Here is a 13,836-nt window from a genome sequence, read left to right as displayed (position 1 = left end):
AAAGCGCGTCTAAAAAGCAGACCATAAAACGGTTGCAAAATTTACCAGAGTCTTAGTTTTTATTTGCTGTAAGCTTCAACCGTCCATAGCTAGAAGCGGAGGTTTTATGGATTACAAAACATTTTTCCCTTGTGAAAATTTATCTTCATTTATCAATTGCTTTTGGACACTGGAGATTACTGCAGATAAAGGTGCCGCAAAGCAACGCATTGTCCCCGACGGCTGCATTGAACTGGCCTTTATATTGGGCGACGATATTAAGCGCTATACATCAGAACATGACTACATACTGCAACCGCGCGCAATGGTGCTTGGACAAACCGTTTCACCTTTTTATATTCAACCAACCGGATACGTTCACACCTTTGCAGCCAGCTTTTTTCCTTATGCCTTTTCCCACTTTATTTCGAAACCTATAAAAAACTTAATAAATAAGGAAACATCGATTTACGAATTATTTAAGCACGATGAGGCCGCGAAGCTTGAAAGCGATATCATCCAAGCGCGAAACACAAGCCAAAGGATTGAGATTTTAGAGGCCTTTCTCCTTCACAAGCTTAGCGACCCGCGGACAATTGAGCACATTATAAAAACAACGGTAGACATTATCTTTGCACAAAATGGCGATATATCGGTTAATGCAATCACCAAATCAAGTCCCAATAAAAGGCGCCAACTAGAGCGGAAGTTTTTAGACCTTGTCGGTATTAGTCCAAAACATTTAAGTAAACTTGTACGCTTGCAAAGCGCTTTAACACTCCTCATAAATCGTGAAGACAACCTCACTAACATCGCGTACAAAAGCAATTATTATGATCAGTCTCACTTTATTAAGGACTTTAAAGCGCTCACGGGGGTAAACCCGCGAGCGTTTCTCGATGACGAAAGCATGACGCTTTCACGGCTTTTCTATAAATAGTCCTGTCGCTTTTTTACAATTAATTGTTGTCTCCCCACGCTATCTTAAAGTCGAACTCGTTGAACCTTAAACGAGTCCAGCCTAGTCACCAATAGCTAGCCGACACACATAGAAAATAAGGACGACAACATGCACAGCTTCGCATCAATTTTTGAAATTCCAGCAACCGACATAACGCGCGCCGTAAAATTCTACGGCCGCATTTTTGCTGTCTCCATTGAAACCATAGATATATCTGAAATGACAATGGCACTCTTCCCGTACGAGGGGCAGTCTACCGTAGGTGTGATTGTTCAAGGCGAAGGCTACACTCCTTCCAGCACTGGCGTTACTCTGTATTTAAACGCAGGTGAAGACCTACAACGAGTGCTATCAAAAGTAGAAGAAAACGGTGGGAAAATACTGACCCCCAAAACCCCACATGCAGACGAAATCGGCTTCTTCGCGTTATTTTTAGATACAGAAGGCAATCGATTAGGCCTGCACTCACCGAAATGAATTCGGTAATATTTTCGTTGTGCACAACCAGACAACTACGACCGAAAACGAATAAATTAAGTTTCGTCGGCACGAATGACAGCGGAACTACGAAAGAGTGGCTATATTTGCTTTACGGTGTTTGGTCGAAGCAACCGACAACAAGCATAACCTTGACTCAACTAATTGACTCGGTGTATTCAAGTGCCAATAAGAGTACCGTCAGGATTGGATATTCGAAAGGACGCAAATAAGAACCCATTATAAGAATTTGGGATTTTTGGAGGATTTTAAGGTGAATTGGAAATCTTTTAGTGCATTTTTACAAAACGTTTTTATACCTCTCATTACGGTCACAATAGCTGCGATGGTAGCTATTTTAAATTTTTCGGTCTCAAATTTAGATCGAGAGTTGAAGGAGCAGGTTGCTGCCGTAGATATTGCAATTAAAGAGGCGCGCGATGAGCGTGAGAGGATAAATGCCGAACGAGAATTTAATTTCAAAATTTATGATCTCGTTCAGCTATCTTTAGAAGAAAACAACGAGCGAAAGCAGGAAGTAGCGAAGCAGTTTGTTTTAGTTATGGTGGATGGTGAATTAAGAAGCCGCTTGTTAGGCGTTTTAGAAGCAGGCGGGACACCAATGATCAAGCAAGAAACTGCAAAAATAATTGCAAAAGAGAAAGAATTTCAAATAGAAGAAGATAGTAATTTAAGAACAGACAGAAGCGTTAAACCTTCTTTTGATTGGGAAGATTGGGATTATGATATCTTTTGGTGTTCGACATCTGGAGCTAGCGCTAAAGAACAAGCAGAGTTTATAAAGCAACAACTTGAGATGGAAGGAGCAAAAGGCAGAGTCAGGGTTAGAGAGCTATTTTCGTCCGTAAATGCTCGATCGGGATACAGAATCTCAGGTTATGCAATTAGACGTAGTGAAAATGAAATAGTCCAAGCTAATGCTTTAGAAAAACTGGCCGAAAGTGTTCTATTAGAAAAAGGCTATCCTGCAGTGTTCAAGCAGCAACTAACTAGCCAAAAAACAAGGTGGTACATTAGTGCTTTTGTATGCCCATGACATGAAAGCGTAGAAACCACTCACCTGAATTTAAAGCCAAAGTGGCATTAGCCAATGAGAAAGAGGATAAAACGATCGCTCAGTTGATCACAGTGAAGTCTAACACTATTTGCGCTTATGCTGGATAAAATAACTTTATAGTTTGTGAGCCCTTTAACTGGACATTGCATAAAGCACCAAGCAATATACTGCTCTTGATTTTTTGAGTACTACCTTACGTAACAGTCTATTCATCAAACGCAACAAAGCCTATAAACGTAAAAATTTGAGAATATTAGCAATTCAAAAATAAGAAGCATCATGGAAATAATTAGAAGCAAAACATTCACTGCACAACGCGCTTGGGGCGCAAAAGACATCGCCAATATGAATGGTATTACAACCCGCCTGCATTGGACTGATCAGCCTTATAAGTGGCATGTTAATGACGGTGAAGAAGTCTTTGTCGTGTTAGACGGCGAGGTTGACATGTTTTACAAAGAGAATGGCGTTGAGCAATCAGCCCTATTGCAAACTGGTGATATCTTTTATGCTTCAATTGGCACTGAGCATGTTGCCCACCCTCGTGGCGAGGCGAGAATTTTGGTCATAGAATCCGAAGGTAGCGTATAAGGTTAGGGTCGGTGTTAAACACCGATATCCGTTAAACTGGATAAGTCTAAACTTGAACTGTCAGAAGCGGAGATTCATTTAGGGTGCTCATAAAGTCGACCTAGCAGCAAGAGAGCTCAGTGACGCTCGGCATAGCCGCTTCGTCACATTTGAGCCATTAGTTAACTACGCTCTTCTATTTGATCAACATCAGCAAAACAACAATTGCGAATTAGTGGGAAAAATTATTTTGCTTTATCCATTGTATCGCAATATCTAGAGGCTCTGCTTTATTAGTATTGTGGCCTAGCGATGGAAATAATACATATTCAAAAGGCTTGCCTTTAGCTTTCATCCTATTCAGTTGCTCGATACACATTTTGACTGGGACCTGTATGTCCTGCTCTCCGAAGAGCCAGAGCCCAGGTATCGATAAAGAATTCAAAGAAATTTTCGGGTCCGTTGCTTTAAAATCATATCTGTCAGGATCATTTAAAGTATGTTCACGCGATTCTTCATCAGTATGAGTTTTCCAAAAGTCTTCTCTACCATTTGTATAAAACTGAAATCTAAGTTGTTCCAGAGTTGTGATTGTAGGGCTACTGAAGAGAACCATAAACTCTACTGATTGATTATTGAATGCGGCAATTGGAATAATCCAGCCAGCCTGACTCGCACCAATAAGTCCAATCGATAACTCTTTGTCATAGCCATGAACCACATCTACCGCAGCACTTGCATCTTTCGCAAGCAAAGTTAAATTATCAACACTTATATTATTGGTTCCCACCTGAGGCCCTACGTAAACGCCACCAGATTCACCAACCCCACGCTTGTCGTACGTCAAAACTAGTAAGTCTCTCTTAGCCAGTGACTGTGCTAACTTAGTCATTCGTGGGACAGGATCAGAGCCGTGCACTAGTACTACTGCTGCTCGTGCATCTTTAGGTATATACATGCTCCCTGATAATTGTACACCTTCGCTTTCAAAAACGACCTCTTCTACAATAGTAACGTCATTTGATTGGTGTTTTTCTTCGTTGAGAGTGTGACTTTGGTCTCTATTGTTTGTAGTACAACCTGACGCAAAAATTAGTAAAAACAAAAAATATCCGAGGTTTCTCATTTTTTAATCCATAATGAAATTAAAGAAACCTTGAGACAGCAAGGTTTGCGCCAACATAAAAACCAATAATTTCATAATGTTAACATTCTCATTTTCGACTAGAGTACTCAATATGACCACTAATTAGTTATACTGACCATCTATTGAAAACCCGTGTGAAATTGGTCGTTTTTTGAAAATGTAAGCCCATGCCTAAATGAACTACACGAAGGGATATTTTGAATGCCTGTTCATTGCTCAAATCTGACCCTTAGTTCATTTATGTTAACGGATTTTGTAGCATAAATGAGTTAGTTGAACACCTGCTATGCAGCATCGAAGACTCTCCCAAGAAGAGCGCCGACAGTCTCAAATTCGCTCTTAGCAGCCATAACTCCCTTCAAAACGGCATGATTAGATGTCAGCGACGACAATTAAACCCACTATCGCCTTGAATTTTTGCAAACCACTACACCTCACTCAAATACTGGATCATCCGTCCTGAGCGTTTCTCTTCTTTAAAGTCACAACTGGTTAAACGATATTGAACGAAGTTAACTGTTAAGCAGCGGGTGTCGTGGATATCACCGGGTAGAAACACTCGGCAATCGCTGGCTTTGAGCGTGTCTGTTCCTCGGGATACAGATTGGGTTTCGCCGTTTGCTAATTGTGATGAGTCTCACTTATTTTGCCTCCCACAAAGCTATCTGCACTGCGAATTAGGAGGCTATGCTGATAGCTTTTATAACCCTTGCAAATAGCTTCATCGTAAAAAGCGTATAAGATCTCACAAGCAACTTATTCCCCCCCTCCATCACACCCGAAAAGCATAAGCTGATATGCAATGTGCCGACAGGATGTCGGCCAAGTCTTGTCTGGCATCATGGACGTGCCTTACAAGACGGTTGCACTATATCGGCTTAGGATTTGAGGATTGAGTGTGATGCTGGGGCGACGTTTTCTTGGTTCGTTCTTTTTCGTCGTTTAAAAAGAATGAACGAGAAGCGCATGGATGCGCTTTGATATTAAACATGGAGGTTTATGTTGCTAACGGCTGGTAGCTCGAAATGTATCGTGAAGTCAGCCCGTCCTCCTGACAGGTTTCGACGCCCATCCATGGGCTACGACATACTTTTCTTTGATGCCCAAAGAATCGTTGCGCAAAAGAAAGGGCACTCCCAACATCACACTGACTCCTCAAGCAAATTGCCAATATGAACGTCACCGCTGTGTAAGGGCCATCCTTGCCCCTGTCACAGCTTTTCACGCATCCACGCGCTGAAATGACTCATTGGCAATTTACTTTCGGGTGTGATGAGGGAGACATACTGTGCTGAAAATTTTTTTTGGTGCTTGCAGGCAAATTTGCTGCTTTTGAGAGAAAAACTAGAACTCGCAGCCAAAACTAACCCCCCCTTAACCACACCAGAAAAACATAACTTCTCGGCGGGTGAACCGCCTCCCACAAAACTATTTAGACTGTTAATTAGGAGGCTATGCTGATAGCTTTTATAACCCTTGCAAATAGCTTCATCGTAAAAAGCGTATAAGATCTCACAAGCAACTTATTCCCCCCTCCATCACACCCGAAAAGCATAAGCTGATATGCAATGTGCCGACAGGATGTCGGCCAAGTCTTGTCTGGCATCATGGATGTGCCTTACAAGACGGTTGCACTATATCGGCTTAGGGTTTGAGGATTAAGTGTGATGCTGGGGCGACGTTTTCTTGGTTCGTTCTTTTTCGTCGTTTAAAAAGAATGAACGAGAAGAGCATGGATGCGCTTTGATATTAAACATGGAGGTTTATGTTGCTAACGGCTGGTAGCTCGAAATGTATCGTGAAGTCAGCCCGTCCTCCTGACAGGTTTCGACGCCCATCCATGGGCTACGACTTACTTTTCTTTGATGCCCAAAGAACAAGTATGCAAAAGAAAGGGCACTCCCGACATCACACTGACTCCTCAAGTAAATTGCCAATATGAACGTCACCACTGTGTAAGAGCCATCCTTGGCCCTGTCACAGTTTTTCACGCATCCATGCGTTGAAATGACTCATTGACAATTTACTTTCGGGTGTGATGAGGGAGGAAAACGGTGCTGATAGTATTGTTTGCTGCTTGCAGGCAAATTTGCTGCTTCAGGAGATAAAACCAGAACTAACAGACAGCGCGATTCCCCCTCCATCACACCCGAAAAGCATAAGCCGATATGCAATGTGCCGACAGGATGTCGGCCAAGTCTTGTCTGGCATCATGGACGTGCCTTACAAGACGGTTGCACTATATCGGCTTAGGATTTGAGGATTGAGTGTGATGCTGGGGCGACGTTTTCTTGGTTCGTTCTTTTTCGTCGTTTAAAAAGAATGAACGAGAAGCGCATAGACGCGCTTTGATATTAACCAAGGAGGGATGCTTGATTAGGGCTGCTTTATAAAATCAAATAGTTAACCTGCCTAATTGCTCAGGCTAGCGACCTCAGTATGCGTAAAAAATATAATTGCTTATCAAGCCAAATTTAGGTGTAATGAATACATAATAAGCGCTGAGCAATGCAGGGAAAGCTTACATAACACTAGCTAAACTGATTACACTAGCTAGGAAAGTGAGAACCTCCAAAAAGCCTATTTTTTCTAAGTAAGTTATAGCATAAACAACACCAACTCGGACACACCGAGCAGGTAGCGACTCAGTCCAACAAGCGATTATGCAACACAAACTGCGTGTCGCATAAATACTAAAATGTTAGTTCTCTATCTTTATCGAGGTTTGGGTTTAATATGAAATGGATTGATGAATCAAAAGGGGTTTTAGATTATTTTTTCGCAGCAGTACCATTGCTTACATTGTTTTTCTTAATTACGGCATACTTTCATACAGTTCACCCTCGCTTTACAAAAGAAGATGAATTGAAAAAAGCAAGTATAGAAATAGCTACACTTAAGGAAAAACTTATATCATCAACTAAGAATAATTCTGACCTGAGCACTGCGATTAAATCATTAAGCTCCCAATTATCTAAAAATGAAGCCAAATTAAAACTTTTAGAACAAGAGTACTTACCTCTGCTTAGTGAAGCTGAAAAAGCTACCTATCTTAAAAACAGAGAATATTTATATTTTTCTAAACAAGAAGTAATAAATGAATTTACAAAAAGTGGGCAAAAATTAATATCAGAATCAGGTGATACAGTTGGCCCATCTACTATCAAAACAATTGATGTCAAAATTACCGGGGGGTTGAGTCCAGACCTTTACTTAGTTGATGCATGGTCATGTGGTAGCGGTGGTTGTATGGGGCCATTGTTTATATATTTTAATGGTGCTTATTGTTTTTCAGCGTGGGCTCACTCTAAGACTATAGATGCAATCAATAAAGTCTATGACCTGAAATGCTCGAAGTTTTCTGATGACGAACGAATACTTTTAAGTGATTTAGTTGGTTCCGAGAGCTAACTAGTCAATTATGGCATGGACGCAAAACGCATGGCTTGCGCTCCTTCGTCGCTAAGTATAGCCATGTATTTGTACGCCTCATATTGCGGCGTTGGTATGACTCCCACTGTCAAGTTACACACACTGATCCTTGCCTAACTTTAAGCCATAACTTCTAAACTCGAATTAGAGAGAGTTAATGCATAGGGTGAAGCAAGTAATTTCGTCGGTTTTCTTGCTGGTATTCGTTGGTTACTCATTTTCATGAGCAGAGCAGACCTTACTTAACTCGACGTGGCACCTGTTTTCAGTCTATGTTCGTGGTTCAATGCTGTGTTAGCAGCATTGCCATCCTAACGCCGTCGGTGGTTGTGCCACACCCGATGCTTGACCCAATACATTAACTCTAATTCGTTCATTTTAAGCTGGTACTCTGGATAATCTTAATTTGGGATTTACCGATGAGAGCACAACCTGTTTTGCGATTGCCCAGATATAAGCAATCATTTCACGGGCAATGGCGGTGACAACGAGGTTGTAATGCTTGCCTTTATTTATAAGCTTTTTATAACGTTTACAGAGCCTTATTTGTGCTTTCCATGCAATATCAATAAGTTGCTTTGGTAAGCCTTCTTGTCGTTTTTGTAACTCAGTCGATATGTTGGCTGCATGACGGTAACTGTGAGCACCTTCGACTAATAAGCGCCTTGCACGACCATTGCCACATTTAGTAATTGCGCCAATATGCCTTTTACCACCACTCGAGTGTTCACTCGGAATGAGCCCAAGATAACTCATGAGTTTTCGCGGATGGTCGAAGCGGGTTAAATCACCAAGCTCAGCGACAATACCAGCGGCCACGAGTAAGCGAACGCCGCGCATAGCTTGGATTGCTTTAACTACAGGGTAGTAACGCCATTGATAAACATGATGAGAGAGCTCATTGTCGAGTCGCTCTAATCGTGCAGTTCGCTCGTTTATAGTTTGAATAAACTCTTGTAAAACGATTTGTTGTGCAGGATGTGGCAATACTAGTTCTGTGAGCCAACGTAAGTGTTTGAGAGACCAGTTTGCCGTGCCTGCATAGTTGATATTGTTTCGAAGAAGCAGTGCTTTTAGCTGGTACTTTGCATCTTTTAAATCTTTCATCGCAACTTCTCGAGCACGAGATAAATCACGAATAGCTTCATCTTCCGGCTCAGGTACATAAATAGGGGTTAAGTCTTCAGACTTAAGTAATTTAGCTAGTTTAAGTGCATCACGTTTGTCAGTTTTTATACGCTCGCCAGGTTTTTTAGGAATAAGCGATGGGGCAACTACGTAACAGCAATGTCCAAGAGAAGTAATTAAGCGGTAAATCCAGTAACCACAGGGGCCAGCTTCATAAACGAAATGGAGCGTAGTGTTAGGGTATTTAGATTCAAATTGCCTGATAAGCTTTTTAATGGTGACTTTAGCTGAAGAAATACGACCGAAATGAATGGGTTGTGCGCCTCGATTGTCTTCAATGTAGGCAACTTCAATGAACTCTTTATGAGTATCTAAGCCAATGAAAAGTATGTTATGTTTAGTCATGCTAGCCTCTGCTATTTAGTTATTTGACAAACTAATTATGGCTCTGGCTTTAAGCTAACCCACGAAAATGCGGAGGCTAGCACCGTGTGGGAGTCATTATGTCTAGGTGTAAAGAGAGCTCTATGGGGACTTGGGTAACAACCAATACAGGTTTTCGATCTTTTTTAAGCGATAGAATCGGTTATAAATCTGGATTGGCGTTGAACAATACAGAGATGATCGAGCTCCTCGATAGTAACGATCCGCTTTTCGATATTTTCAAAAGACAGAATGAAGAACTTGTTCGAATTCGAACTGATCATATTGAAGATACTTTTCAAATTATGTTGTATCGCTTAGGCGTTACCACTCAAGAATTCGTGGGGCACGCCCCAACCATGCTCGACATGGAATTCATGCACTCTCCAAATAAGAGAGCTTTGTTCAAAAAAGTATTAAAGCAGCTTGGAGAGACTCATTTCGATCAGGGTAAGAATTCAATATTCGATGACTTCGATGAAGATGCATATTATGAATACATCCAAATGAATTTGGGTGTTGAGGCGCTGGAGATTGCACGTAGGTTGGTGAGTTTAACCAAGGAAAGCGAAGAAGCGAGTCCTTGGGATTGGCTTTCAGCAAGAGTGACCGAATGGCAGTCTCCAATTGAACTTAAAGGACTATTTGAAAGCGAATCGCTAGATGCTATGTATGGTACTTTTCTCGATCAAAGATATATCAACTATCTAGCAAGCAATTCTGACAAGCTATCTACGATGCACTGGAGAAAGTTTGAAGCCCTTACCGCTGAGTACTTTGATAGAAAAGGTTATAAGGTTCAGATTGGATCAGGAAGGAATGATGGCGGTATTGATGTAAGGGTTTGGAGCAAAGACTCTGAATTTGATCATCCACCAGTGCAGCTTATTCAATGTAAGCGAACGAAATCAAAAATCGATAAAGTCTTAGTTAAGTCGCTCTGGGCAGATGTAGTTGATGAGAACGCTAAAGGTGGGCTAGTTGTTACGACCTCCTCTTTTTCACCCGGCGCCAGTGAAGTCTGCAAGGTCAGAAACTATCCGATTCGAGAGGCTGGAAGAAAAACTGTAACTCAATGGCTAAACGAATTAAGAAAAACTGGAAAAGGGGTTTTCATGGGTGAGTGAGTCACCTAACACATATGAACCTTCTCCGGCCAAGTAAGCATAACGATTCTTTTTAGCTGCTTTTAAGCAGCTAAAAAGAATCGTTATGCTTAAATCTGTTCAACTTCGTTATGTCGGTTAGCCGTTAAAACCGTTTACGGCAAACCACTACACCTCCCTCAAATACTGGATCATCCGTCCTGAGCGTTTCTCTTCTTTAAAGTCACAACTGGTTAAACGATATTGAACGAAGTTATCTGTTAAGCAGCGGGTGTCGTGGATATCGCCAGGTAGAAACACTCGGCAATCGCCGGCTTTGAGTGTGTCTGTTCCTCGAGATACAAGGTGGGTTTCGCCGTTTGCTGTGGTGATGGGTTTGTAAGTTGTCATTTCCATTTCGCCGGATTGCACAGCATAAAATACCCAACCTGCGCCGTGATCATGGGGCGGGCGGTACGTGCCCTTTTCTTCGGCATGGACTAGCAGCATAAAACCATGGTCAGGGTCTTGGTAGAGTGTTTTTGATGCTAGTCTTTCACGCATAATGCTCGCAAGCCAAGGCTCGTGCGGTGGAGACTGAGTAAGTTCGCTTAACAACTCACGTACTGTCACTGTGGTGCTTGAATTTAGCCCGCTCCAGTTGGCTTTTATGTCATTGACGATTTTATCTAAGCTATTTTGCATTACCTCTGCCTCTTATCGTTTGTTCACTGTCATTCGTTTAAGAGGAGCATACAACTTCAAGTTCACTTTAAGTCAAGGAATAGAATTGCTCGAATAATAGCGGTGTCGCTTAAAACTGATAACTTAACGAAAGTTTGATGGTGCGACCAAAAATGGGTCTAGCGTAAAAGATGGCCTCTTGGTGGCTTAAATCATCCCTAGGATTGCCCTCAGTTAGCCCCATAGCATTGGTGAGGTTTTTAACCTCAAGCTGTGCGCTGAGCTGTTCATTAATTGCCAACTCGGTAAATAAGTCCCATGTTTGATAGGCCGGTAAGGCAAACCGATTGGCGATATCCGAATAGCGCTTACCAACATACGACCAGGTGATAGCCGCGGTAATAGGTCCTGCTTTGTATTCCGGCGTCAGTCGTAGTTGTAACTCCGGCGTTCGCGTTATTTGATTGCCATTAAATTCGCTTTGTGGCAATTGCTTAGGAATGCCGTAAAACCCAGCGTCTTGCCACACACCTATCGCTCTAAACTGCAAGGCCGGACTATATTGATAGTCAAATTCGAACTCCAGCCCTCGTGTTTGGGTATTGATTGAAACGGCTTGTTGGGTCGTAGCCGCACCACGGTACACCGTGAGCGGGAGCGGATCAAATTTGGTCTCAAATAACGCGCCACTAAACTGCCAATCAGCGGTTTGATAACGCAGTCCAACTTCACCTAACGCCAAGCGAATGGGTTGACCAAAATCTTGTTGTGCACGCTCCTCTTCACTTTTAGCCCACCCGCGGCCATTGCCGTAATTAATGAGCCGTGGCATTTCAAAGGCGTCGGAATAACGTGCAAATATCGCCATAGCGTCGCCGATTTGGTAATTTGCGCCAATACTGAGCGCATTTTGCGTAAAGGAATCACGTAAAGTGGTAGCTGGGAGGTAGTGAGAATAAGTGGCTTTTGATGAGTCGGTGTACGACTTTACCCCTTCAAGTAGCGTGCTGGTGAGATTCAGATGTTCATTACGAAGTGCCAAATCAACTCTAAGGTTTTCAGTGAGCTGCCAGTCAATATTGGCATACAGCGAATGTGATTGAGACAAGCCGCTACCGCTTAAATAAACGGGACCGGCGTAAGATAAAAAACCTTGCTCGGTAAAATTGGCAATCACATTTTCTTGCCCATCAACCAGTACGATGTCCAGCCGTTCTGGTTGATGCTTTACATCCGTTAGTAACGCGCCAAGCCATTTATCTAGTGGTAACTCGTCGAAATCACTTCGAGCGTAAATATGGCCGAGGGTCAGTGACCACTGCGCGTCGAGATAGTCCACACTAAAATGATTTACCAGCTGCTGTTGCCTGTAACGTGAATATAAAGGATAACTAGCGGTCACGAGACCATTACCATTAAGCGTTGCAGGGTTGGCAACTAAGGTGTTATCTGAATAACGTAAGTATCGAGGGCGCAATGCGCTATTTGCAAAGTGGCGTTTAAATTCGGTGATATCGGCGTGTTGTAATCGGCTTGTGGCGTCGACTATGGTTTGGTTGCCCAAATTCATTAAGGTATACAAGTCATTGTTTAAACTTGAAAATCGCGTACGATTGCTCAGGTTAACGTGTTCAAAAAGCGGCGTATTAAATAGTAAAGTGTAGCTATTTAGGCGTGTTTGCTGAGCGTCTTCTAAGTCACGCTGCACGCGTCCTTCCGGAGTGAAGAAGGTGAGCGACCTGAGATCGTCGCTCAGTAGCGTTCCATCGTCATAAGGCAGGCTCGCCAGCTCTCGAATTTCGCCGCTGTTTTGCATCACTAAAGGCGCGTAAAAGCTGGTTTTATCGTTTAAATGTTTATAGCTAAAATCAAGCTCAAATGCATCGGTTAACCAGCTCATGCGCGCACTCACTTGGCCCCCTAAGTCGCTTTGATAACCCGGCTCCCGAATACCGTCGGATATACGATAAAACCCGCCTACCGTATAAAACCATTCATCATTCAACGCTCCGCTAAACACGCCATCAAAACGAGTGTAGTCATAGCTCAATCCCTGACTCACTTTCACTAAATTAAAAGGATTTTCTGAGCCTCGCCTGCCGATATAGTTCACCATTGCCGCAGGCCCGTTCACAGTAAAAATACCGCTACTGCCGCCCCGCACCGCTTCAATGGCTTGATGGGTTAGGTCTGGACGTAAAAAAAAGTCCCCCCAAATACCGTCATAGGTCACGGGCAACCCATCTTCCATCAGGCTGATAAATCTAAACCCCTCGCCGCCTCTAAGTCCCCTTGGCGCAACATTATTATTCGTTTCGCCACCCGAGTCTTCAACCCAAAAGCCGGTGATATTTTTAAGCGCTTCTGCACTGGAATACGGCGTTTGTTTTTCAAGTTGTAGGCTTGCAAGCTGAGTGATTGAAATAGACGAGTTTAAAATGCTACGGTTTTTGCCGCTTACACCCGTTACGATAATACGCTCAAAGTGTTGTGCAGACTCAAGTTTTTTAGGAGTCACAAAAATACGCTGCTGCTCAGGGTCTAGGGAAAAGTCGTAGGCCGCTTGTTGAAAGCTGGTAAGCAAGACTTGTTCGAGGGTGTAGCGGCCAGTTACCTGCTCAACACTAATGTTATCTGGAATTTCGGCTGCACTTAACTGCCAGCCACTTTGCGCAGCAATATCGAGTAAACGCTGCTGCAAAGTCGCTTGAGGCAAGTTAAATTGATGATCCGTGGTAGCAAATGCAACGCCACCAAACCATATTAACCACGCTAACAGCGGGATTAATAGCTTGAATAACATAGTTTAAATCAATGTCTTTATTATTGTATAAACTTTGTACCACTTATATTGTGACTTTGCTATGACACT

General features: G+C 42.6%; 10 protein-coding genes. 6 read left to right on the top strand and 4 right to left on the bottom strand.

Features of this window, described 5'->3' with window-relative positions:
- The first annotated feature begins 106 nt into the window (after window positions 1-106).
- The 4 genes from QSH61_RS22390 (at window position 107) to QSH61_RS22375 (ending at window position 3,086) form a co-directional block, all read left to right on the top strand.
- Window positions 107-919 carry a response regulator transcription factor gene (locus QSH61_RS22390; protein ID WP_206472353.1) on the top strand — a complete coding sequence of 271 codons (813 nt, stop codon included), beginning with the start codon at window positions 107-109 and terminating at the stop codon, window positions 917-919.
- 129 nt (window positions 920-1,048) lie between these two features.
- Window positions 1,049-1,417 (top strand): VOC family protein, encoded by a 369-nt coding sequence (locus tag QSH61_RS22385; RefSeq protein ID WP_206472352.1) that lies wholly within the window; start codon window positions 1,049-1,051, stop codon window positions 1,415-1,417.
- 274 nt (window positions 1,418-1,691) lie between these two features.
- Entirely contained in the window at window positions 1,692-2,474 is a 783-nt protein-coding gene (locus QSH61_RS22380; RefSeq protein ID WP_206472350.1) for a hypothetical protein, read from the top strand.
- Window positions 2,475-2,774: 300 nt separating this feature from the next.
- Window positions 2,775-3,086, top strand: a complete 312-nt coding sequence (locus QSH61_RS22375) for a cupin domain-containing protein (protein WP_039496348.1) — start codon at window positions 2,775-2,777, stop codon at window positions 3,084-3,086.
- A gap of 211 nt (window positions 3,087-3,297) precedes the next feature.
- Here the strand turns inward: QSH61_RS22375 and QSH61_RS22370 are convergent, their stop codons facing one another.
- Window positions 3,298-4,191 (bottom strand): alpha/beta hydrolase family protein, encoded by an 894-nt coding sequence (locus QSH61_RS22370; protein ID WP_206472348.1) that lies wholly within the window; start codon window positions 4,189-4,191, stop codon window positions 3,298-3,300.
- 2,757 nt (window positions 4,192-6,948) lie between these two features.
- Here QSH61_RS22370 and QSH61_RS22365 point away from each other — a divergent pair.
- Window positions 6,949-7,623 (top strand): hypothetical protein, encoded by a 675-nt coding sequence (locus QSH61_RS22365; RefSeq protein WP_206471858.1) that lies wholly within the window; start codon window positions 6,949-6,951, stop codon window positions 7,621-7,623.
- 399 nt (window positions 7,624-8,022) lie between these two features.
- On the opposite strand, the gene QSH61_RS22360 is transcribed toward QSH61_RS22365, so the two are convergent.
- Window positions 8,023-9,177: an IS110 family RNA-guided transposase gene (locus tag QSH61_RS22360; protein WP_174169329.1), complete on the bottom strand. Its 1,155-nt coding sequence runs from the start codon at window positions 9,175-9,177 to the stop codon at window positions 8,023-8,025.
- Window positions 9,178-9,299: 122 nt separating this feature from the next.
- Between QSH61_RS22360 and QSH61_RS22355 the strand changes: the two genes are divergently transcribed.
- Window positions 9,300-10,322: a restriction endonuclease gene (locus QSH61_RS22355; RefSeq protein ID WP_286123958.1), complete on the top strand. Its 1,023-nt coding sequence runs from the start codon at window positions 9,300-9,302 to the stop codon at window positions 10,320-10,322.
- Window positions 10,323-10,469: 147 nt separating this feature from the next.
- Here the strand turns inward: QSH61_RS22355 and QSH61_RS22350 are convergent, their stop codons facing one another.
- Entirely contained in the window at window positions 10,470-10,985 is a 516-nt protein-coding gene (locus QSH61_RS22350; protein ID WP_206472690.1) for a cupin domain-containing protein, read from the bottom strand.
- Window positions 10,986-11,094: 109 nt separating this feature from the next.
- The gene (locus QSH61_RS22345; RefSeq protein WP_206472691.1) at window positions 11,095-13,767 is read right to left on the bottom strand and encodes a TonB-dependent receptor; all 2,673 of its coding nucleotides are present in this window, start codon (window positions 13,765-13,767) and stop codon (window positions 11,095-11,097) included.
- Between the last annotated feature and the right edge of the window lie 69 nt (window positions 13,768-13,836).

The organism is Pseudoalteromonas sp. JC3 (assembly GCF_030291895.1).
In the GTDB taxonomy this organism is placed as follows: domain Bacteria; phylum Pseudomonadota; class Gammaproteobacteria; order Enterobacterales; family Alteromonadaceae; genus Pseudoalteromonas.
The sequence above is the reverse complement of the archived record's forward strand: the minus strand, read 5'-3'. Positions and strand labels throughout refer to the sequence as shown.